This window comes from uncultured Sphingomonas sp., from assembly GCF_964243315.1.
Lineage (GTDB): Bacteria > Pseudomonadota > Alphaproteobacteria > Sphingomonadales > Sphingomonadaceae > Sphingomonas.
In genome coordinates this window covers 1-23,031 of record NZ_CAXTEM010000050.1, presented here as the reverse complement: position 1 = coordinate 23,031, position 23,031 = coordinate 1, and the positions used below count along the sequence as shown (strand labels likewise).

Genomic DNA, 23,031 nt, shown 5'->3' with positions numbered 1-23,031 from the left:
CCCGACCAGATCGACTGGCCGTTGGGGAAATCCTTGTTGGTGACGTCGGTGCCCTGCCAGGTGATCGACCAGCCGCCCGCGGCCTGGCCGATGCTGTCCGCCGCCTTTCCGGCGACCAGGATCGACGCGCCCGCCTTGATCGGCAGCACGCTGTTGTTGTTCTTCAGCAGCACCAGCGATTTCGCCACCGCCTCGCGCGCGATCGCACGGTGTTCCGGGGCGCCCAGCAGGTTGAACTTGCCCGCGAGCGGCCGCGCCGACGGACGCCCCGCCTCGAACGTCCCCGCCAACAGCTTTACCCGCAGGATCCGCCGCACTGCGTCATCGAGCCGTGCCGCGGGGATCGTGCCGTCCTTCGCCTCGCGCAGGGTGTTGTCGTAGAGCTGCTTCCAGCCCGGTCCCGAATACATGAACATGTCTAGCCCGGCGTTGATCGCGGGCGCGCAATCCTCGTTGGTGCAGCCCGGCACCTGGCCGTGCGCGTTCCAATCGCTGACGACGATGCCGTCGAACGCCATCCGGCCCTTCAGCACGTCGGTGATCATGCTCTTGTTGCCCGTCATCTTGACGCCGTTCCAGCTCGAGAAGCTGATCATCACCGTCAGCGCCCCAGCCTCGATCGCCGGCGGATAGCCCGCGGAATGGACGTCGCGCAGCACCGCTTCGGTCACCCGCGTATCGCCCTGGTCGCGCCCGCCGGTGCCGCCGTCGCCGACGAAATGCTTTACCGACGCGATCACGCGGCCGGGGCCCATGAAGTCCTTGCCGACCGCGCCCTGGATGCCCTCGACCATCTCGCCCGCATAGGAGGCGACGACCGCCGGCTCCTCGGAATAGCTCTCGTAGGTCCGGCCCCAGCGATCGTCCTGCACCACCGCGAGCGTCGGCGCGAAGCTCCAGTCGATGCCGGTCGCCGCGGTCTCGGCGGCGGTGGCCTGGCCGATCCGGCGCACCAGCGCGGGATCGCGCATCGCGCCGAGCCCGATGTTGTGCGGAAACAGCGTGCCGCCGACGATGTTGTTCGCACCATGAACCGCATCGGTGCCCCAGATCACGGGAATCGCGGGGCGTCCGTCGGCGCGCTTCATCATCGACGCGTCGTAGAAGGCGTCCGCCAGCTTCAACCATTCCGCCGCCGGCGCGCGCTCGTCGTTGTTCGGCGCCGAATTGCCGCCGTTCAGGATCGATCCGAGCTTGTACGTCTCGAGATCCTTCGGCTTGATGCTGGCGATGTCGATCTGCATCAGCTGGCCGACCTTGTCGTCCACCGACATCCTGGCCATCAGCGCGTCGATCCGCTGCTCGACCTTGGGATCACGGCGCAGCCGCGGCGTCAGCTTGGGCCAGTTCGCGGCATTCGCGACCGCAGAAACGGCGGAAGCCGGCGCAGCAGTCTGCGCGGCCAGAGGAGAGCCGCCGAGCATGAGCGCGCTGATCAGGGCGACGCCGAGCGTCCGGTGCTTGGTGGAATTCACGTATCTCTCCCGCGGGTCGTAATTAGATCGCAACCATATCACCGCTGCGGATCGATCCCCAGCCTATGACCCGATAATTCATATTTCAATTTTGTTTTTGCCGATCTCCGTGCATGATCGGGGTCTTCGCAGGGCAGACAAGACCCTGGACGACGGGAGAGCGTGATGAACAAGCGGGTTTGGGTTTCGGCATTGGCGTCGGCGCTGTCGATGTGGACGGTCCCGCTTGCGGCGCAGACCTACGGGCCGTTCAACGTCACCTTCCCCGCCGGCGGCGACGGTGTCACGCAGGCGATGGCGGGCAAGGACGCCGCGCCGATCTCTCCCGCGGCCTGGTCGCTCGCGACCTGGGTCGAACCCCGCGCGATCCCCGCTGGCACCGTACCGATCGGCGGCCTCGGTGATGCAGCTGGCGCCCGGCGCTTCCTCGCGCTGATCGATGGCCGCGCCGCGCTGGTGACCGAAGCCGGCGTGCTCACCGGCGGCGGCAAGCTGCAGCCCGGTCGCTGGCGCCACGTCGCCGCGAGCCACACGGAAGGCGTCGCCCGGCTGTTCGTCGACGGCAAGCAGGTCGCCGAACGCCGCCTCGCCGCCGCGCCCGTCCTCCCGACCGCGCTGCTCGCACCCCGCGGCGGCACCGCCTTCGCCGGCCGCATCGCCGATTTCCGCTTCGATGGCAGCGCGATCGACCCGGCGCAACTCCGCCGCACCGCCGCGACGCCGCCGCGTGTGGACATCGTCTACCAGACCGGCAGCCCCGACTGGCCGGTGCAGGTCCGCCAGATGTATGGCCAGACCGCCCCGCAGGACGCCTGGACCCTGCCGCGCTCCAAGGCACCGATCCCCGCCCCCGTCGCCAAGCCCGAACCCACCGGCCCCGCGCTGCTCGCCACCGGCGCGGCAAGCTGGGAGGTCCGCGGCTGGCGGCTGGCCGAGGCGCCAAAGGTCACCGCACCCGGCGCGACGATCAGCCGTGCCGGCTTCGACGCGAAACGCTGGTATGCGGCGACGGTCCCCGGCACCGTGCTCACCACGCTGGTCGATCGCGGCGTCTATCCGGACCCCGCCTACGGCCTCAACAACACCGTGATCCCGGAAAAGCTCGCGCGGCAGGATTATTGGTATCGCACCGAATTCGACACGCCGGCCGAGGCCGCGTCGCGTCGCCAGTGGCTGACGCTGAACGGCGCCAACTATGCTGCAGAGGTCTGGCTCAACGGCAAGGTGCTCGGCACCATGAAGGGCGCGTTCATCCGCGGTCGCTTCGACGTCACCGGCAAGCTCCTCCCTGGCCGCAACGCGATCGCGGTCCGGGTGTCGCCGCCGCCGCACCCCGGCACCGCGCATGAGGAGTCGATGACGGCGGGCGTCGGCGAGAATGGCGGCATGATGATGCTCGACGGCCCTACCTTCGGCGCGGCCGAGGGGTGGGACTGGATCCCAACGATCCGCGATCGCAACACCGGCCTGTGGCAGGGCGTGACCCTCACCACCACCGGGGTCGCGCAGCTCGGCGACCCGCAGGTCGTCACCACCCTACCGCGCGCCGACAACAGCGTCGCCGAGGTCGAGATCGGCGTTCCCGTCACCAACCTGTCGGATCGCCCGGTGACCGCCGGCGTCCGTGCGGCGTTCGACGATGTCGTGGTCGACAAGCAGGTCACGCTCGCCCCCGGCGAAACCCGCGACATCGTCATGAAGCCGTCCGAATTTCGTCAGCTCGCGGTGCGTAATCCCAAGCTGTGGTGGCCGAACGGCTATGGCGAGCAGGTGCTACACGCGCTCACCCTGACCACGACCGTGGACGGCACCGCGAGCGATACCCGCACGCTGCGTTTCGGCATGCGCCAGGTCACCTACGACATCTCGCTGATGGACCAGCAGGGCGATCTGGAGCGGGTCGGCATCGATCTGTCGCGCGCGCGCCAGATCGGCCAGCGCATCGTCGACGGGTCGCACACCGGCATCCGCAAGGTCGCCAACGGCTGGGCGGCGTCGCTCTATCCCGGCGCCGAGAAATCGCCCGCGGTGACGCCGGTGAAGGACGCACCCGGCCTCAGCCCGTATCTGGTGATCCGCGTCAACGGCGTGCGGATCGCGGCGCGCGGCGGCAATATCGGCATGGACGATTTCATGAAGCGCACCGAACGGTCGCGCCTCGAACCGTTCTTCCGGCTCCACAAAGACGCGCACCTCAACATCATCCGCAACTGGGTCGGCCAGAATACCGAGGAGAGTTTCTACGAACTCGCCGACGAATATGGCCTGATGATCCTCAACGATTTCTGGGAATCGACCCAGGACTACAACATCGAGGCACAGGACCCGCAGTTGTTCCTCGCCAACGCGGTCGACACCATCAAGCGCTACCGCAACCACCCCTCGATCGTCGTCTGGTTCGGTCGCAACGAAGGTGTGCCGCAGCCGATCCTCAACGAAGGGCTGCAGGATGCCATCGCGCGCTTCGACGGCACGCGGATCTATATGGGCTCGTCCAACCGCATCAATCTCCAGGGCTCCGGTCCCTATAATTGGCGCAACCAGGCGGAATATTTCACCGAACACGCCAAAGGCTTCTCGGTCGAACTCGGCACGCCCTCGCTGCCGACGCTCGAGGCGTGGAAGCGCGCCATCCCCGAGCCGGATCGCTGGCCGATCAGCGACACCTGGGCCTATCACGACTGGCACCAGACCGGGAACGGCGCGGTGAAGACCTATATGGATGCGCTCGATCGGCGCTTCGGCCCCGGCACCAGCCTTGAGGATTTCGAGCGCAAGGCGCAGATGATGCAGTATGAGTCGTATCGCGCGATCTTCGAAGGCATGAATGCGGGGCTGTGGACGCAGAATAGCGGCCGCATGCTCTGGATGACCCAGCCCGCTTGGCCATCCTCGGCCTGGCAGATCTTCTCGTCGGATTACGACACCCACAGCTCGTTCTACGGCGTGAAGAAGGCGTCGGAGCCGGTCCACGTCCAGATGAACCTGCCCGACGGCAAGGTCATCCTGGTCAACAACGGCCTCGCGCCACTGACCGGCGTCACCGTCGCTGCGAAGGCGGTCGGGCTCGACAACCGCGTCATCGCCGAACGCTCCGCCACCGTCACCGCGAAGGCGCAGGCCGAAAATGCTGCTTTCGCGCTCGATCTGCCGCGTATTACCAATGGCGGCATGGCGCTGGTCAAGCTCACCGCTACCGCGGCCGACGGCAGTTTGCTGTCGGCCAACCTTTATTGGCAGGGGCGCGACGATGCCGCCTACCGCGCACTGAACGCGCTCGCCCCGGTGACCTTGCAGACCGAAACGGCGCGTACCCAGGTCGGCGACGAAACCGAGGTTCGGCTCACGCTCCGCAACCCCGGCACGATTGCTGCACTCGCCGCCAAGATGACCGTGATGAACGCCGATGGGAGCCAGGTCTTGCCCGCATATTTCTCCGATAACTACGTGTCGCTGCTGCCCGGCGACACCCGCACCGTGACGATCCGATATCCGAACTCCAAGGCGGTGAACCCCCGCATCACATTGCGCGGCTGGAACGTCGCCGCCGCCACGGTGACCGTACAATGATGCGTGCGCTCGCCGCGGCGTTCCTCGCCACCACCGCCGTTGCAACCGCCGCCGGTGCGCAGACCGTCGCCTCGCCCGATGGCCGGATCGAGGTGACGCTCGCGCGCAACAACCAGGGCCAGCCGACCTATGCTGTCACCGTCGCAGACAAGCCGCTGCTCGATCCCTCGACGCTCGGCATCGAATTCGAACGCTATGCCAAGCTGTCGAACGGCCTCGTCGCCGGTCGGGTCGATCGGCGTGCGGGCGAGGATCGCTATACGCTCGTCGCGGCCAAGGCGTCCCGCGTCGATGATCGCTACCGCGAGATGGTGGTGCATTTCGCCGAGCCCGACGGGCTCGCACGCAAGCTAGACGTCGTTGTGCGCGCCTACGACGACGGCATCGCGATCCGCTACCGCATCCCGCGCCAGCCCAATGTCGGGCAGCTGCGGATCGCCAACGAACTCACGCAATTCGCCTTCCCTGCGGATTATGGCTGTCACGGGCTGAACCTCGGCACCTTCGGCACCAGCCATGAGGGCGAATATGACCCCGTCGCGGCGTCCGCGATCCGCCCGCAGAACCTCTACGAACTGCCGCTGGTCTGCCAAAGCGATGCCGGCCCCGCCTTCGCGATCGCCGAAGCCGATGTCGAAGATTATCCTGCGTCCTACCTCACCGGCACCGAAACCGGCCGGCTCGGCGTCCAGGTTCGGCTGACGCGTCGTCCCGACGATCCCGCGATCGCGGCGGTGCGTGACGTCGCTGCCACCGTGGAGACGCCGTGGCGCGTGGTGATGATCGGCGCGACGCCGGGGGCGTTGATCGAAAACACGCTGGTCACCAGCCTCAATCCCGCCCCGCGCGGGGATTTCTCCTGGGTGAAGCCGGGCAAGACCGCATGGGACTGGTGGTCGGGCCCGGTCCTCGCTGGTGTGCCGAAGGCGGGCACCAACGACGCGACGATCCGCGGCTTCATCGATTTCGCGGCGGAACAGAAGCTTCCGTACATGATGATCGACGACGGCTGGTACGTGAACAGTGGCGACGGCGGCTATCTGAAGCCCGGCGCCGATGCCACCCGGACGATCCCCGACGTGAACATGCCCGCGCTCGTCGACTATGCGGGCCAGCGCCGCATCGGGCTGATCCTGTGGGTGCATTGGAAGCTGCTCGACCGCGACATGGATCGGCTGCTGCCGCTCTACGCCAAATGGGGCATCAAGGGCGTGAAGGTCGACTTCATGGACCGCGACGATCAGGAAATGATCGGCTTCTACCACCGCCTCGCCGCGGCGACCGCGCGCAACAAGCTGCTGCTCGACCTGCACGGCGCGACGCATCCCTGGGGCATGATCCGCACCTGGCCCAATTTCATCACCCAGGAAGGGGTGCTCGGTGCCGAATACAACAAGTGGACCAAGCGGATCACCGCCCGCCACAATGTGACGCTGGCGTACACGCGGATGCTGCTCGGACCGATGGACTACACCCCCGGCGGCTTCCGCAATCGCACCCCCGCGACGTTCCAGATGAACCCGGTCGGTCCGCAGGTGCAGACCACGCGCGGCCACGGGCTCGGCATGTACGTCGTCTATGACAGCCCGCTGATGGCGATCGCCGATTCGCCCGACAACTATCGCGGCCAGACCGGCGTCGACTTCCTCGCCGCCGTGCCGACCAGCTGGGACGAGACCCGCTTCCTCGCCGGATCGATCGGCGAATTCGTCGCGGTCGCGCGACGCAAGGGCCAGACCTGGTACGTCGGTGCATTGACCAACGAGACCGGACGCAGCGTGACGCTGCCGCTCGGCTTCCTCGGCAAGGGCAAGTACAACGCCAAGACCTGGCAGGATGGCGCCACCGTCGACGCGGTGGTGACGTCCGAACGAGAGGTCCGCGGCGACGAGGCGCTGACGCTGCAACTCGCCGACACCGGCGGTGCTGCGGCGATCCTGACCCCGGCCCGCTGACCCGCGACGATACGCATCCCGAGGAGTTCATGATGAAGTATGCGTTGACCGCGATTGCGATCGGCTTGACCCTGGCATCGGCGGTGAAGGTCCGGGCGCAGGACGCGCAGGCCAAGGCCGCCGAGACCCGGCTGCACGAGGACTGGGCGTGGATGGCGCGCTATGCGGAGGCCAACGCCGCGCTGCCCGCGCCGACCCGCCAGCGCGTGGTCCTGATCGGCGATTCGATCACCCAGGGCTGGTACGACATGGTGCCCGAATTCTTCGCGGGCGACCGGGTCGGCCGCGGCATCGGCGGGCAGACCACGCCGCAGATGCTGGTGCGCTTTCGCCAGGACGTGATCGCGTTGCGCCCCGCCGTGGTCCAGATCATGGCGGGCACCAACGACATCGCCAGCAACACCGGTCCGATGACGGTCGAACAGACCCAGGCGAACATCATGTCGATGGCCGAACTGGCGCGGCTCCACGGCATCCGCGTGATCCTCGCCTCGATCCCGCCGGCGGACCACTTCCCCTGGCGTCCCGGCCTGTCGACCGCACCGGAGATCGCAGCGATCAATGCCTGGATGAAGAGCTATGCCGCTCGCACCGGCGCGGTCTACGCGGATTACTGGACCGCACTCCACGACGGCGATGCGTTGCGCGCCGCCTACACCTATGACGGCGTGCACCCCAACAAGGCCGGCTATGCGGCGATGGCGCCGGTCGCGAACGCCGCGATCCGCAAGGCACTCGCCGCCCCCGCGCCTGCGCCCAAGCCATGATCGCAGCCGCGCTCGCGCTGCTCGCCGCGGGGCCGGTGGTGGTCACCGCCGACGGCCCGGTGCGCGGCGAAGCGGCGGCAGGCGGCGGCGTCTTCCGCGGCATACGCTTTGCAAAGCCCCCGGTCGGCCCGCTACGCTGGCGCGCGCCCCAGCCCCCCGCGCCTTGGCGCGCGCCGATCGACACGGTCGCCGAGCACAAGGCTTGCCCGCAGCCGGTCTATGGCGACTGGAACCGCAAGGCCGCCGAGAATAGCGACGAGGATTGCCTGTTCCTCGATATCCGCACGCCGTCGCTCGCCAAGGGGGCCAAGCTGCCGGTGTTGGTGTGGATCCACGGCGGCGGCAATCGCGGCGGCGCGGGCGGCGGCACCGTAGAATCGCGGATCACCGACGGCGGCATCGTCCTGGTGAGCATCCAGTACCGCCTCGGCGCGCTCGGCTTCATGTCGCACCCGGCACTCGGTGCGGAAAACCGGGGCAGGTCCGGCAATTACGCCCTTCTCGACCAGCAACTCGCGCTCCGCTGGATCCAGCGCAACATCGCGAGGTTCGGCGGCGACCCCGCCCGAGTGACGATCGCCGGCCAGTCCGCGGGCGCGCAGGACGTCGCGCTCCAGCAGTTGCTGCCGGGATCCCGCGGGCTGTTCGCGCAGGCGATCCAGGAGAGCGGCACCGCCGGCTTCGGCGTCCCCCCCCGCACCCTCACCCAGAACGAACGCCTCGGCGACCTGATCGCGCGCAAGGCGGGCGCGCAGGCGGGTGCCACCGCGGCGCAACTGCGCGCGCTGCCCGCTGCCGCCCTGGTCGCCGCGCAGGAGGCGGTCGACGTGCCCGATCTCGACGACGACAGCTTCATCTGGTTGCAGCCGATCGTCGACGGCGCGGTGCTGCCCGACACGCCCGCACGCCTGCTCGCCACCGGACGCCGCGCGCCCGTGCCGCTGATCGTCGGCGTCAACGCGCGCGAGCTGACGCTGCACGGCGGTCGCGCGGCTGCGGTGGCGACGGTCCGCCGCGAATTCGCGAACGCCCCGGATCGCGCGCTGTCCTTCTACGGCCTGGGCGCGGGCCAGTCGCCGGTCGACGACCCACGGCTCGGCGACGTCACCGTGCAACTCGCCAACGACCTCACCTTCCGCTGCCCGACGGTAGCCTTGTCGCGCCTGGTGGCATCGCAAGGCGGCAAGGTGTGGCAGTACCAGTTCGACTATAGCGGCCCCACCAACGCGACCGTGGGACACAGCAGCGAGCTCCGCTACGTCTTCGACACGCCCGCACCCGGCGTGCCGCCGCTCCAGACCTATTGGCTGAACTTCGTCCGCACCGGCGATCCCAACGGCGGCGGGCTCGCCTCATGGCCGCGCTACGACGCGACCACCCGCGCCTATCTGTCGTTCACCGATGCCGGCGCGGTCGCAGGACGCGATCTGCGCGCGATCTGCGCATTGCGGGACACACCGTAAGGCGTCAGTGCGCCGCCGCGAACGCGCGATCCTCGCGCGTCGCGGCGATCCGCACGCGCCCGGCTGCAATCGCGAACACCACGATCGCGGCGTAGCACAGCGCCGGCACCACGAACGCGCCGCCCAGCCCCAGGCTCTTCGACATCACCCCGAACAGCAGCGGCACGAAAGCACCCCCGACGATCGCCACGCACAGCAGCCCCGCGGTCGCGGATTGCGACGCGGTCGAGCGCTCCAGCGTGAGCGTGAAGATGATCGGGAACATCACCGAGTTGAACAACCCGATCGACAGCGCCGCGCCCGCCGCCGTGGTCCCGGTCACCTGCGTCACCACCAGGCAGAGCAACGCCGCGATCCCCGCGGCCGTGGCCAGCAACCGCCCCGCCGCGACGCGCGTCAGCAGCGCGCTGCCCAGGAACCGGCCGACCATCGCGCCGCCCCAATAGAAGGCGAGCAGATGCCCGCCGCGCTCCGCGCTGACGCCCGCGATCGCCGGCTGTTCGAGGAAGTTGACCAGCACCGATCCGATCGAGACCTCGGCACCGACATAGAGGAAGATCGCCGTGGCCCCGAGCAACGCCCAGCGCGATCGCAGCGCATCGAGCACCGACCCGGCCGGCGCCGGCCCCGCCTGTGCGGCGCGATCGATCGTGCCGCGCTGCCGGTACAGGAACACCGCGAGCGCGACGATGATCGCGGCGATCGCGAAATAGGCGATGTCGATGCGGCCGAGCGACTCATCGATCTTCTCGGGCGTGATCACCCCGCCCGCGAACAACCCACCGGTCAGCAGCGCGGTCGCGGCGATCGGCGGCGCGATCAGCGTCCCGAGCGAGTTGAACGCCTGGCTCAGCGTCAGCCGGAAGTGCGACCGCTCGGGCGGCCCGAGCACGGCGGATAGCGGATTGGCCGCGACCTGGAGCAACGTGATCCCCGACGCGATCACGAACAGCGCGACCAGCACCAGCCAATAGCCGCGGATGTGCGTCGCCACCGGGATCAGCAGGCAGCCGACCACCATCGTCGCCAGCGCCACGGTGATCGACCGCGACGAACCCAGCCGCACCGCCAGCGCCGCGGCGGGAAGCGAGACGATGCCATAGGCCAGGAAGAACGCGAACTGGGTCAGCAACGCCTCGGGCACCGACAGCGCGAAGATCGATCGGACCGCGGGCACGAGCACGTCGTTGATCGAGGTTACCGCACCCCAGATGAAGAACAGCATGGTAACGTAACCGAATGCTGTCTTGCTTCCCGCGGTTTCGTTGCTCATCATCGCTCATCCCCTATCGGATCTACGTCCGTACCTGACGATCGACAGTGGAGCAGCGATAAGAAAAGTCAATTTAGATAATTAATTGTGTTCGGGCGGCGCATGGCACATCGTGCGCATCGACAGATAAAAAGCGGCCGGTGCGAAAGCGCGACGACCGACACGATTGGCCGGGGGGCCGGCGCGGCAAAGCCTGCGGGCAGGAGGGGATGACGATGCCGGTTACGGGCATGAAACGGACGAGCGAATTGGGGTCGGTGGCGCTCCGAAAGCGATCGTCGCGGCTATCGCTAAGCCTGTCGGGCACCAATCTGGAACGCGCCGGCGACTATAATCTGCGCACCGTGCTGCAGGCGATCCGCTTAGGCGGCGAGACCACGCGGGTGGATCTCGCGCAGCAGACCGGGCTCACCGCGCCAACCATCGCCAACATCACCGGCCGGCTCGCCGAGATGGGCCTGATCAAATCGGCGGGACGGCGCGTCGGCGGACGTGGCCAGCCGGCGATGCGGCTGGTGATCGATCCCGACGGCGCGTTCGGGATCGGGCTGACGATCGACCGCGATCACCTGACGCTGGTGACGCTCGACCTCGCCGGCGAGGTGCGCAGCCGGATTACGCGCGAGATCGCCTTCGCGCTGCCGCAGGACGTGATCGCCTTCGTCCATGGCGAGCTCGACCGCGCGGTGCACGAGGGTGGCGTCGATCGCGAGCGCGTGCTCGGCCTCGGGGTCGCGATTCCCGACGAGATCGGCGCGATCGACGGCCTTGGCCGCCCCCCCGCCTACGACGTCTGGCACGACACCGATGTCGTCGCGATGCTGGAGGACAGCGTCCCTTGGCCGGTGCATATCGACAACGACGCCGCTGCCGCCGCGCTCGGCGAGGCGCAGTGCGGCACGGTGTTCGAACATCCCAGCTTCTTCTACCTGCTGATCAGCGTCGGGCTCGGCGGCGGGCCGGTGTTCGATCGCACCTATCATCGCGGCGCGACGCATCGCAGCGGCGAGATCGGCCTGATGCCCGATGCCGGCGCCGGCACGCCCGGCGCGGTGGTCCAGGACACGGTATCGCTGTCCGCCCTGCGCGGCAGGCTCGATGCCGCCGGCTTCCCGGATTGCGGGATCGACCAGCTCGTCGACGGCATGGACGGCGAGCAGGCGGTGATCGATGCCTGGCTACAGGACTGCGCCCGCGCGCTCACCGCGCCGCTGGTCGCGATCAACTGCCTGATTAATCCCGACGCGATCCTGATCGGCGGCCGGTTGCCGATGCCCCTGATCGAGCGCCTGTCCGCCGGATTGACCGCCGCGCTGCACGACATCAAGCTGCCGTCGCGCGCCAAGATCCTGCCCGCGGTGATGGCGGAGGACGCCCCCGCGATCGGCGCCGCGATCCTCCCGTTCCTCGATCATGTCCTTCCTTCCGACGCGATCCTGATCCAGGCGGGCCGCTGATCTCTCTGCCGCCCTGCTCGCGGACGGTACGCAATATCGTATTTTGATATAAGTATTACCGGTGGTAGCAGTGCCGCCACATTGTGCCGAGCACCAAGATGAAAAAAGAGGAAGCGAGAGGACCCGACGATCGCGTGCGCGTCGTCATCGTCGGCGGCGGCACCGCCGGCTGGATGACCGCGGCCGCACTCGGCGCGCTGCTGCCCGCGGCCTGCTCGGTACACCTCGTCGAATCGGAAGAGATCGGCATCGTCGGCGTCGGCGAGGCGACCTTGCCGCACCTCCGTGCCTTCGTGCAGCGGCTCGGGATCGACGAGATCGCGTTCATGCAGGCGACCAACGCGACCTTTAAGCTCGGCATCGACTTCCGCGATTTCGGGCGGATCGGCGACAGCTACATCCATCCGTTCGGCACCTTCGGCAACACGCTGAACGGCGTCGGCTTCCAGCATTATTGGCACCGGCTCGCGGAGCATGGCGCGGCGGGCGACATCGGCGACTATTCGGCGGGCGTGGTCGCCGCGCGCGCCAACCGCTTCGCGCGACCCGCAGGCGACGGCAACGATCCGCTGTCGAACTACGGCTACGCCTATCAGTTCGACGCCACCAAGTTCGCGCCGTTCCTGCGCCGCCACAGCGAGGCGCGCGGGGTGCGCCGCACCGAGGGCCGGGTGATTTCGGTCGACCGCGACGGCGACAGCGGCGACATCGATGCGGTGGTGCTGGCCGACGGCAGCCGGATCGAGGGCGACCTGTTCGTCGACTGTTCGGGCTTTCGCGCGCTGCTGATCGGCGAAGCATGCGGAGAAACATGGGAGGACTGGTCGCAGTGGCTGCCGTGCGACCGCGCGGTCGCGCTACCCTGCACATCGCACGCGGGCCCGATCGAGCCCTATACCCGTGCGACCGCGATGACCGCGGGCTGGCGCTGGCGGATCCCGCTGCGCCACCGCGTCGGCAACGGCTATGTCTATTCGAGCGCGCATCTGAGCGACCAGGCCGCCGCCGACGCGCTGCTCGCCGCGATCGAAGGGGAACCTCTGGCCGATCCGCGGATGCTCCGCTTCCGCGCCGGACGGCGTCGGCATAGTTGGGTCGGCAACGTCGTCTCGGTGGGGCTCGCCTCGGGGTTTCTCGAGCCGCTCGAATCGACCAGCATCTACCTCGCGCAGATGGCGATCACCCAGTTGATCGAACATTTCCCGATCGGCCGGATCACCAATGTCGATCGCGCCGCCTTCAACCGCGAGGTCGATTTCGAATATGACCGCATCCGCGACTTCCTGATCCTCCACTATCACGCCACCACGCGCGACGATTCGACCTTCTGGGATCACGTCCGCACGATGACCGTGCCCGCCAGCCTCGCCGAGAAGATCGAGCTGTTCGTCCATGGCGGCCATGTCGCGCATTATTCGCACGGGCTGTTCCTCGAACCCAGCTGGATCGCGGTCTATCTCGGGCAAGGCATCGTCCCACGGCGCCACGACACCCGCGCCGATCTGCCGCCCCCCGATCAATTGGCGCGCGCCGCCGCGGCGCTGCGCGACGGGATCGCACAGGCGGTGGCGATGATGCCCGACCACCGCGCCTATCTGGAAGCACAGGACGCCCGAATGGGGACCGGGGCGGCGGCATGAGCGCAGCCGCGGCGGGACCGATCCGATCGATTCTCGTAGTCGGCGCCGGGATCGTCGGCCGTAGCGCCGCGATCGCCTTCGCCCGCGCACTGCCGACCGCGTCGGTCGGCATCGTCGCGACCCCGCCCGACCTTACCGCGCTCGCCGACCGGCTGCCCGCCGCGCTGCCCGCCACCGTCGCGCTGCTCGATGCGATCGGGATCGACGAGGCCGCGCTGGTCCGCGCCGGCGCTGCCAGCCATTGGCTCGGCGACCGCTTCACCGCCTGGGGCAGCGGTCACCCCGCCTGGGTCCGGGGTTTCGGCGACACCGGCATACCGGTCGCGGGCACGAGCTTCCACCAGCATTGGCTCGATGCGCGGCGGGCGGGATCGCGCACCGCCTTCCACCGCTTCAACCCCGCGGCGGCGCTCGCCGAGGCGGGCCGTTTCGTCCATCCCAGTGGCGATGAACGATCCCTGCTGTCGCGCTTCGCCTATGGTCTGCGGATCGACCCGGGCGCGGCTATGGCGGTCATCGATCGGCAGCTTGCGGCGCGGCGTGTGGCTGCATTCCCGACACGGACGCTAGGTGTCGAACGCGCGAGCGACGGCAGCGTCGGCGGGCTGGTCCTCGGCGACGGTCGCGCGGTCGTCGCCGACCTGTACATCGATTGTTCGGGGCCGGCCGCGCTGCTCGCTGCGGACGATGAATGGGATGATTGGTCGTCATCGATCCCGGTCGATCGCCTGCTGCTCGCCGAACGGGCCGCCGAGCCAGCGCTGATCGACGACTATCGCGCGGTCGCGATCGGCTGGCGCGCGAACTGGTCGCTCGGATCGCGCGCCGTGACCGGTCTCGGCTATGCCGATGCGATCACCGGCGAAGCACGCGTACGCCGGGTGTTCGGCGCCGGCGGCGCGGAGGCGGCGGTGGTCGCGCTCAGACCCGGGCGTAGGCCCACACCGTGGTGCGGCAACGTCCTCGCGCTCGGCGATGCGGCGCTGGTCGCGGGGCCGTTGGGGCTGGCGGGGTTCGCGGTGGCGCAGGCGAATCTTGCGCTCGCGCTCGATCTGCTGCCGCAGCGCGACTTCCACCCGCTGGTGCTCGGCGAATATAACCGCCGCGTGGCGCAGCGTGGCGATCGCCTCCGCGATTTTCTTGCGCTCCATTATCTCGGCGCGCGATCGATCCGTGGCGAGTTCTGGCAGGCGCTGCACGGCCGCACGCCCGGTCCCGACCTGGCCGACACGCTCGCGGTGTTCGCGCGCCGGGGCCATCTGCCGCGGCACGAGGACGAGACCTACGACAAGCAGAGCTGGCTCGCCGCGCTGCTCGGGCTCGGCCGCATTCCCGACGGCCGCGATCCCGCCACCCGCAACGCCGAGCCGGCCGAGATCCGCGGTACGCTGGCGCGGCTCGCCGCAGCGGTCGCCGATCTGCCGCGCTCGCTGCCGCCCTACCCCGATTATCTCGCCCGGATGAGGAACGAACCGTGACGAAGGACCCAGCATGATGATCAAGACCCTGCGCCGCGCCGCCGCGATCGCGCTCGCCCTGCTGCTCGCCGCGCCCGCGATCGCGCAGGAGGCGATCGACCAGAACACCCTCGCGCCGTCGAAGGACCCGTCGCGCACCGCAAACGGGCTTGCCCAGACCCCGCCCATGGGGTGGAACAGCTGGAACAAGTTCAACTGCAAGATCGACGAGAAGACGGTCCGCGCGGTCGCCGATTCGATCGTGTCGACCGGCATGAAGGATGCCGGCTACACCTATGTGGTGGTCGACGATTGCTGGCACGGCCAGCGCGACAAGGACGGCTTCATCGGCGCCGATCCGACGCGCTTCCCGAACGGGATCAAGGCGCTCGCCGATTACGTCCATTCGCGCGGGCTTAAATTCGGCATCTATTCGGACGCCGGGCGCAAGACCTGTGGCGGGCGACCCGGCAGCCAGGGCCATGAATATCAGGACGCGATCACCTATGCGCGCTGGGGTGTCGATTACCTGAAATATGACTGGTGCAACACCGGCACCCGCAATGCCGAGGAGGCCTATGCGCTGATCGCCGACGCGCTGCGTTCAACCGGGCGCGACGTCCTGTTGTCGATCTGCGAATGGGGCAACAACCGGCCCTGGGAGTGGGGCAAGAAGATCGGCAACATGTGGCGCACCACCGGCGACATCACCGACAAATGGGTCGGCAAGTACAATTATAGCTGGGGCGTGATGTCGATCGTCGACATGAACGAACCGCTCTGGCCGCATGCCGGCCCCGGCCACTGGAACGATCCCGACATGCTGGAGGTCGGCAATGGCGGGCTAAGCGATACCGAATACCGCACCCATTTCTCGCTATGGGCGATGATGGCCGCACCGCTGATCGCGGGCAACGACATCGCCGCGATGGACGACGCGACCCGCGCGATCCTGATGAACCGCGACGTGATCGCGGTCGATCAGGACAAGCTCGGCGTGCAGGGCCGGCGGGTGTGGAAGGACGGCGACCGCGAGGTCTGGGTCAAGCCGCTGGCGGGTGGCGCGCGCGCGGTGGCGCTGGTCAACCGCGGCGAGGCACCGGTCGCGATCACCGCCACCTGGGAACAGCTCGGCCTGCCCGACCGGCTCGGCGCGAGCGTCCGCGATCTGTGGGCGCAACGCGATCTCGGCCGCAAGCGCGGGTCGCAGAGCGCGACGGTCGCCCCGCACGGCGTCGCGATGTTCCGCATCCAGCCCTGACGCATCATTGAATCAGAACGGGAGTATATCATGGTCACGCGTAGACAGATGTTGGCGACCGGCGCGGTCGCGACGGCGGCACTCGCCACCCCCGCGATCGGCGCTGCTGCCGGGGACGCACGCTTCGTCCGCCGCGTGGGCACGTCGCTGCGGCTCGGGGACAAGCCCTACCGCTTCGTCGGCGCCAACATCTGGTACGGCGCCTATCTCGGTGCCGACGCCGCGTTCGGCGATCGCGAGCGGTTGCGGCGCGAGCTCGACGCGATGGCCGCGCTCGGCATCACCAATCTGCGCGTGCTCGCCTCGTCCGAACTGTCGCCACTGCGCAACTCGATCACGCCGACCTTCCGCGGGCCGGGCAAGGACTATAACGAAACGTTGTTTGGCGGGCTCGACTTCCTGCTCGCCGAGATGGCCAAGCGCGGCCTGCGCGCGGTCCTCTATGTCGGCAATTTCTGGGAATGGTCGGGCGGGATGATGACGTACCTCTCGTACGTCAACGGCGGCAAGTACATCGACATGAACGACCCCGCGCATCCCTGGCCCGAATTTGCCGACATGGCGTCGCAATTCTACGGCAACCCCGCCGCGGTCGCCTTGTACCGCGATTATGTCCGCACCGTCGTCGGCCGGACCAACCGGAGCACCGGCACCGCCTATGCCGACGATCCGACGATCATGGCGTGGCAGCTCGCCAACGAACCCCGCCCCGGCGGCGGCGTCGACGTCGCGATCGCCAACCTCCCCGCCTTCTACCGCTGGGTGCGCGACACCGCGGCGCTGATCAAGACGATCGACCGCAACCATCTGGTGTCGACCGGCAGCGAGGGGCTGAAGGGCTGTATCGAGCGCGCCGACATCGTCGAGGCCGAACACCGCATCGACGGCATCGACTATCTCACCAGCCATGTCTGGCCGCTCAACTGGACCTGGGTCGACGCCAAGAACCTTGCCGGCACGTACGACGCCGGCGCGGCCAAGGTGCAGGACTATATCGACGCCCACATCGCGATCGCCACCCGGCTCGGCAAGCCGTTGGTGATCGAGGAGTTCGGCTACCCGCGGGATGGCGGCAGCTACGCCCCGACCGCATCGACCGCGTTCAAGGACCGCTTCTACCGCCAGGTCTATGCGTCGGTGCTCGCCAGCGCCAAGGCGAACGGACCAGTCGCGGGGTCGAACTTCTGGGCGTGGAGCGGCGAGGGCCGCGCCGCACACCCCGACTTCAAGTTCCAGCGCGGCGACCGCTCCTATGTCGGCGATCCGCCGCACGAGCCGCAGGGCTGGTACGGCGTGTTCTCGACCGATCGATCCACCCAGCAGTTGATCCGCGAGCACGCCACCGCGCTCGCCGCGACCGTCACCGCCTGAGCCCCAGACAGGAATATCCCCATGCACCTGCCCCTACTCGCGCTCGCCGCCGCCGCGCTGTCCGCCACGCCCGTCGCCGCGCAGACCACCACCGCGCCCACCCCCACGCCCTCCGCCGCCACCGGCCAGGGTCCTGCCTGGCAGACCGCCGCCAAGCTGCGCCGCGGGGTCAACATCATCGGCTACGACCCGTTGTGGAGCGATCCCGCCAAGGCGCGCTTCAAGACCCGCCACTTCGCGATCATCAAGCAGGGCGGGTTCGATTTCGTCCGCGTCGTGCTCCAGGCGTTCAAGCACATGGACGCGCAGAACCGGCTCGATCCGCAGTGGCTGGCGACGCTCGACCGCGTCGTGAAGGAGGCGACCGCCGCGGATCTCGGCGTGATCATCGACGAACACGACTTCAACATCTGTTCGGCAGACCCGGTGGCGTGCGAGCCCAAGCTGACCGCGTTCTGGACGCAGATCGCCGAACGCTACCGCACCGCGCCTGACAGCGTCGTGTTCGAACTGCTCAACGAGCCGCACGCGCCGCTCGATGCCGCGGCTTGGAACGCGATGGTCGCCAAGCTCATCCCGCTGGTCCGCGCGACCAACCCCAACCGCACGCTGGTGATCGGCCCGACCCGCTGGAACAACCTCGAGGAACTGCCGACGCTCGTCCTGCCGAAGGACGACCGCAACATCCTCGTCACCTTCCACTCCTACGAACCCTTCCGCTTCACCCACCAGGGCGCGCCCTGGGCGGAGGACATGGCCAAGGTGAAGGGCGTCCCCTTCACCGCGGCCGACGAGGCGCGGATCAAGGCCGATTACGACAAGGTCGGCGCGTGGTCGAAGGCCAATGACCGCCCCGTGCTGATGGGCGAATTCGGCGCTTACGACAAAAGCGGCATCCCGATCGCCGACCGCGCGCGCTATACCGCCACCGTTCGTCGCGAAGCCGAAGCCCACGGCTTCCCCTGGGCCTATTGGCAGTTCGACAGCGATTTCATCCTCTACGACATCGATCGCGACCAATGGGTCGAACCGATCCGCAAGGCGCTGATCCCTTGAGGGCGTGAGGGGCTTCTAGACGCGGCTCCCCGGCCCAGCTTGTGCTCCCGCGAAGGCGGGAGCCCAGTACTGGATCCCCGCCTTCGCGGGGATACAAGGACGCGCGCCAACCCGCGTTCCTGCGTTCGCAGGAGCACGGCAGATCTCAACCGGCCCTCACACCACCCCAAGGAAGGCGACGCCCGGCACCGCCAGCCGCTGCCCGGTCGACGCCAGCCGCCCGTCCGCGCCGATCGCGAACAGGTCGAGCGTGCCCGACCGTTCGTTGGCGACGATCACCCGGCGCTGATCCTCGAGCAACAAGAAGAACCGCGGCCATTTGCCGCCCGCCGAAATGTGCTGGATCAGCGACGGCGCGCCCGCCGCGTCGAGCGCGAACACCGCGATGCTGTCGTGCCCGCGATTGGAGACGTACAACCGGCGCCCGGCCCGATCGATCGCGATGTGCCCCGCCTGGGTCGCGCCGTCGAACGCCGCGGGCAGCGTCGACACGATCTTGCGGGTCGCGAACCGCCCGTCCGAAGTCGCGCCTAGCATTGCGACCACATTGCCCATCTCGCACACCACATAGGCGACGGGCAGCCGCGGGTGGCGCTTAAGGTGCCGCGGCCCCGCGCCCGGCGGTGCCTGCCACGCCTCGCCCGCAACGGTGAGACGCCGCGCTCGCGCATCGAACGCATAACGGAAGATCCGGTCCGCGCCGAGATCGACCGCGTGCAGCCACTGACGATCCGGGCTGAACCCGACCCAATGCGCATGCGGCGCGGCTTGGCGGCCGGTATTGGGACCACTGCCCTTGTGCAGGAACGCCGTCGGCTCGCCGGGTGCGCCGGTACGGGGATCGAGCCGGACGAAGGCGATCCCCCCGCTCGAATAATGCGCGATCGCCAGACAGCCGCTGGTGCGATCGATCGCAAGGTAGCAGGGGTCCGCGCCCCCGGTCGGCACCACCGCACGCTGTTGCCATGTCGGACCATAGGCCGCCAGCGATCCCGCGCCGCCCTCCTTCACCAGGTAATAGCTGTCGGCCGGTCCACCGCCGACCCCGAACGACGCGTCGTCGATCCCGGTTACCGGCGCCTCGACCCGCCAGCGGTCGCCCGCCGCCTCATGAACCACCGGATAGAGCCCCTTGCCGCCCTCCCGCGCATAGGTCCCCGCGATCAGCCGCAGCTCGCCGCCCTTCGCCGCGCCCCACAAGGCCGCGGGCAACCCTGCCGCTGCCACCGCGCCAAGCGCCCCACGGCGCGTCATCGTCCAGTCGTTCATCTGTGGCCTCGCTTCATCCTGCGGAAGGTCATAGCCGCGACACGAGACATCGCCACGCAGATGTTTGGTCCGCCGTTCTCTCTCTTCCCGTCATCCCCGCGCAGGCGGGGATCGATACTAACTGGTCTCTCCACATAAACACCGACCTTCGCCAGTCTGGATCCCCGCCTTCGCGAGGATGACGGAAGGTAGTGCGTCCCCTTTGGCAACCCGAACGCCACCCCCTACCAAGGTCGCGCGTCGCCGCTCGTGCCACCGCTTGCAGGCGCCGAATTGTCCGCTACACCACGCTTCGTTCGAGGCCATAAGGGCCGGGGGAGTGATGATGCAGGGTATCAACAGCAAGCGCCATCTGGTCCGCAGCATGCTCGCCGGGGGCGCCGCCGCGTTCGCGCTGATCGCCGCCGCCGCAAGCGCCGCACCGCTCGCCAGCGTCGATCGCAACGGCAGCATCGTCGCGGTCGAGCCCTATGCCCCCAACATCGTCCGCGTCACGATCTCGCTCGATCGCGCGCTCGCCGACTCGGCACCCGGCGAAGGCCCGAACGCCAAGCCCGACGCCACCGGCTGGAGCCACAAGCGCGACGGTGGCGCCGACGTCTTCGCCTCCCCCGCGCTCACGCTGACCGTCGCCGCGCAGCCCTGGCCCAAGGCGCCGACGCAGATGGAGCGCTATTTCGCGCCGTCGCTGCCCCCGGTGTCGCTGTCGATCCGCGGTGCGGACGGGCGTCAGCTTGCCGAGATGACCGGCTGGGAGCTCGCGCCCCACACCGTCAACGGCGAAAAGACCTTCCGCGTCGGCGCCAGCTTCGCGGTGCAGCCCGACGAACATTATTATGGTCTCGGGCAGCATCAGGACGGCGTGCTCGACCTGAAGGGCCGCACGATCGACTGCCGGCACTATTACGATGCGCCTGCGGGCGAGAGCGTATGCGTGCCGTTCATGGTCACCAACAAGGGCTACGGCATCGTCTGGGACAATCCGTCCGTGACCACCGTCTCGCCCGGCCTGCACAACCGGACCCACTGGCAGTCGGAAGTGGGCGAGCGGGTGTCGTTCTTCGTCATCACCGGCAACACCACCGACGAACTCTATGCTGGCTATGCCAAGCTGACCGGGGCGACGCCGCTGCCGCCCAAGGCCGCATTCGGGCTGATCCAGTCCAAGGCGCGCTACGAATCGCAGGCCGAGATGCTCGGCATCGCCCAGGGCTATCGCAAGCGCGACCTGCCGATCGACATCATGGTGCTCGACTGGTTCCACTGGACGCGGATGGGGCAGCTCGACATCGACCGCACCTTCTTCCCCGATCCCAAGGGGATGAACGACACGCTCAAATCGATGGGCATGCATTCGATCATCAGCGTGTGGCCGCGCTTCGAACGCGAATCGCGCTACTATGATTATCTCGGCACCAAGGGCTGGCTGCTCCACGAGGCCGACGGCACCGTCGTCGACGGGCTGCCGGTGCGCGCCGATCGCGCGGGGGCGTTGCTCGATTCGACCAACCCCGATGCGCGCGAATGGTTCTGGACCAAGATTCGCGACAACATCGCGTCGGAGGGGTTCGACTGGTTCTGGCTCGACGAGACCGAGCCCGATCTGATCCCCGACGGCCATTTCTTCTCGATCGGGTTGGGCGATCGCTACCACAATCTCTACCCGCTGGTGCACACCTCGATCGTCGCGGACGGTTCCGCGCGCGACCGGCCGACGATGCGCAACGTCATCCTGGCGCGCGCCGCCTATCTCGGCAGCCAGCGCAATGGCGGCCTGTTCTGGTCGTCCGATATCCAGTCGACATGGGAGGCGCTGCGCCGGCAGGTGCCGACCGGGCTGGGCTTCACCGCGAGCGGACTCGCCTATTGGAGCAGCGACACCGGCGGCTGGCAGTGGCCGAACGGTCCGAAGGCGCTGCGCCCGCCCCTGCTCGATCCCGCCGGCGCGATCGCGATGGGCGCGGATTATCCGGACTATCCCGAACTGTTCGCACGCTGGTTCGCGTATAACAGCTTCACCCCGACGCTCCGCATCCACGGCCAGCGCCCCGGCTCCGCGCTGTGGGAATATGGCACCGCGGCGGAACCGGTGCTCGCGCGCTTCCTGAACCTTCGTTACGCGCTGATGCCATACATCTACTCGCTCGGGCACGATACCTACCGGACTGGCGCGCCGTTCATGCGCGCGCTGTTCATGGACTTTCCGAACGATCCGAAGGTCGCGACGATCGGCGACCAGTACATGTTCGGCCCCGCCTTCCTCGTCGCGCCGGTCACCGACCAGGGCGTCACTACCCGCAAGGTGTATCTGCCCGCGGGCGCCGACTGGTATGATTACTGGACCGACCAGCGCCACGCCGGTGGCCAGACGATCGATGTCGCCGCGCCGATCGATCAGATCCCGCTGTTCGTGCGCGCCGGATCGATCGTCCCGATGGGGGTGAAGGTGCCGAGCACCGCGACCAAGCAGATGATCGAGTCGATCCGCGTCTATCCCGGCCGGGACACCCAGTTCGCGCTGTACGACGACGACGGCGTCACCAACGACTATCGCAAGGGCGGCGGCAAGACCGCGACGCTGCGCTGGGACGATGCCGGCAAGCGCCTGACCGCGTCGGGCAAGCTGCCGACCGGGCAGGATGCGGCATCGTTGGTGAAGGTGATCGGGCGCCCCTGACCTACGACGTTTTGCCGATTGATCTTACCGAGCGAGGTTCATTATAGCGCTACCATAATCGGAGAGGGTAGCATGGACAGGAAGATGCGGCGGTCGATCGCGACCGCCTTGGCCAACGTGTGTTGGTTCGCTGCGACCCCGCTCGCGGCACAGCAGGCCGTTACCGCGCAGTCATCGTCCACTGCTCCGCTCCGGCTCGGCGGCGCCGGCTATTACGAGGCGCCCGGGGTCAATTGGCTGGTCTTCAGCAACTGGTATGACGGGCTGTTCGCGGACGCCAAGATGAGCGGCGTCGAGCTGATCCAGCAGGACGTCCGCACCGTCACCAACGGCGACGTCC

15 protein-coding genes are annotated in these 23,031 nt (G+C 68.3%); 12 read left to right on the top strand and 3 right to left on the bottom strand.

Going from position 1 to position 23,031, the window contains the following annotated elements:
• Positions 1 to 1,424: glycoside hydrolase family 3 protein (locus ACFE77_RS12810; RefSeq protein ID WP_375422033.1), on the bottom strand; the 1,424-nt coding region annotated here is incomplete at its 3' end.
• 216 nt (positions 1,425 to 1,640) lie between these two features.
• Here ACFE77_RS12810 and ACFE77_RS12805 point away from each other — a divergent pair.
• From ACFE77_RS12805 to ACFE77_RS12790, 4 genes are read left to right on the top strand one after another with little or no spacing between them, the layout of a single operon-like run.
• Complete coding sequence (locus tag ACFE77_RS12805; protein ID WP_375422031.1) at positions 1,641 to 5,045, top strand: LamG-like jellyroll fold domain-containing protein; 3,405 nt, start codon at positions 1,641 to 1,643, stop codon at positions 5,043 to 5,045.
• Entirely contained in the window at positions 5,042 to 7,000 is a 1,959-nt protein-coding gene (locus ACFE77_RS12800; RefSeq protein WP_375422030.1) for a glycoside hydrolase family 97 protein, read from the top strand. The genes ACFE77_RS12805 and ACFE77_RS12800 overlap by 4 nt, the downstream gene beginning before the upstream one ends.
• 32 nt (positions 7,001 to 7,032) lie before the next feature.
• Positions 7,033 to 7,767, top strand: a complete 735-nt coding sequence (locus ACFE77_RS12795; RefSeq protein ID WP_375422029.1) for an SGNH/GDSL hydrolase family protein — start codon at positions 7,033 to 7,035, stop codon at positions 7,765 to 7,767.
• A complete protein-coding gene (locus tag ACFE77_RS12790) occupies positions 7,764 to 9,230 on the top strand; it encodes a carboxylesterase/lipase family protein (protein ID WP_375422028.1) in 1,467 nt (488 codons plus the stop codon). Before ACFE77_RS12795 ends, ACFE77_RS12790 begins: the two co-directional genes overlap by 4 nt.
• A 4-nt stretch (positions 9,231 to 9,234) precedes the next feature.
• On the opposite strand, the gene gluP is transcribed toward ACFE77_RS12790, so the two are convergent.
• Positions 9,235 to 10,503, bottom strand: coding sequence for a glucose/galactose MFS transporter (gene gluP / locus ACFE77_RS12785; RefSeq protein WP_375422027.1), 1,269 nt, complete (start codon positions 10,501 to 10,503; stop codon positions 9,235 to 9,237).
• Positions 10,504 to 10,718: 215 nt separating this feature from the next.
• Here gluP and ACFE77_RS12780 point away from each other — a divergent pair, with 215 nt between their 5' ends.
• The 6 genes from ACFE77_RS12780 to ACFE77_RS12755 all read left to right on the top strand — a co-directional run bounded on the left by ACFE77_RS12780 (position 10,719) and on the right by ACFE77_RS12755 (position 18,745).
• Positions 10,719 to 11,960, top strand: coding sequence for an ROK family protein (locus ACFE77_RS12780; RefSeq protein ID WP_375422032.1), 1,242 nt, complete (start codon positions 10,719 to 10,721; stop codon positions 11,958 to 11,960).
• A 98-nt stretch (positions 11,961 to 12,058) separates the two neighbouring features.
• Positions 12,059 to 13,600: a tryptophan halogenase family protein gene (locus ACFE77_RS12775; RefSeq protein WP_375422026.1), complete on the top strand. Its 1,542-nt coding sequence runs from the start codon at positions 12,059 to 12,061 to the stop codon at positions 13,598 to 13,600.
• On the top strand, positions 13,597 to 15,078 hold the full coding sequence (locus ACFE77_RS12770; protein WP_375422025.1) for a tryptophan 7-halogenase: 1,482 nt from the start codon (positions 13,597 to 13,599) through the stop codon (positions 15,076 to 15,078). The genes ACFE77_RS12775 and ACFE77_RS12770 overlap by 4 nt, the downstream gene beginning before the upstream one ends.
• Before the next feature lie 13 nt (positions 15,079 to 15,091).
• Entirely contained in the window at positions 15,092 to 16,318 is a 1,227-nt protein-coding gene (locus ACFE77_RS12765) for a glycoside hydrolase family 27 protein (protein WP_375422024.1), read from the top strand.
• 30 nt (positions 16,319 to 16,348) lie between these two features.
• Entirely contained in the window at positions 16,349 to 17,689 is a 1,341-nt protein-coding gene (locus ACFE77_RS12760; protein ID WP_375422023.1) for a mannanase, read from the top strand.
• A gap of 21 nt (positions 17,690 to 17,710) precedes the next feature.
• Positions 17,711 to 18,745: a glycoside hydrolase family 5 protein gene (locus tag ACFE77_RS12755; protein ID WP_375422022.1), complete on the top strand. Its 1,035-nt coding sequence runs from the start codon at positions 17,711 to 17,713 to the stop codon at positions 18,743 to 18,745.
• A gap of 156 nt (positions 18,746 to 18,901) precedes the next feature.
• Here ACFE77_RS12755 and ACFE77_RS12750 read toward each other — a convergent pair whose 3' ends face one another.
• Positions 18,902 to 20,014 carry a lactonase family protein gene (locus ACFE77_RS12750; protein ID WP_375422021.1) on the bottom strand — a complete coding sequence of 371 codons (1,113 nt, stop codon included), beginning with the start codon at positions 20,012 to 20,014 and terminating at the stop codon, positions 18,902 to 18,904.
• Positions 20,015 to 20,339: 325 nt separating this feature from the next.
• Between ACFE77_RS12750 and ACFE77_RS12745 the strand changes: the two genes are divergently transcribed.
• Both ACFE77_RS12745 and ACFE77_RS12740 read left to right on the top strand, forming a co-directional pair.
• On the top strand, positions 20,340 to 22,691 hold the full coding sequence (locus ACFE77_RS12745) for a TIM-barrel domain-containing protein (RefSeq protein ID WP_375422020.1): 2,352 nt from the start codon (positions 20,340 to 20,342) through the stop codon (positions 22,689 to 22,691).
• Between the two features lie 72 nt (positions 22,692 to 22,763).
• On the top strand, positions 22,764 to 23,031 hold a 268-nt coding region (locus ACFE77_RS12740; protein ID WP_375422019.1), incomplete at its 3' end, for a hypothetical protein.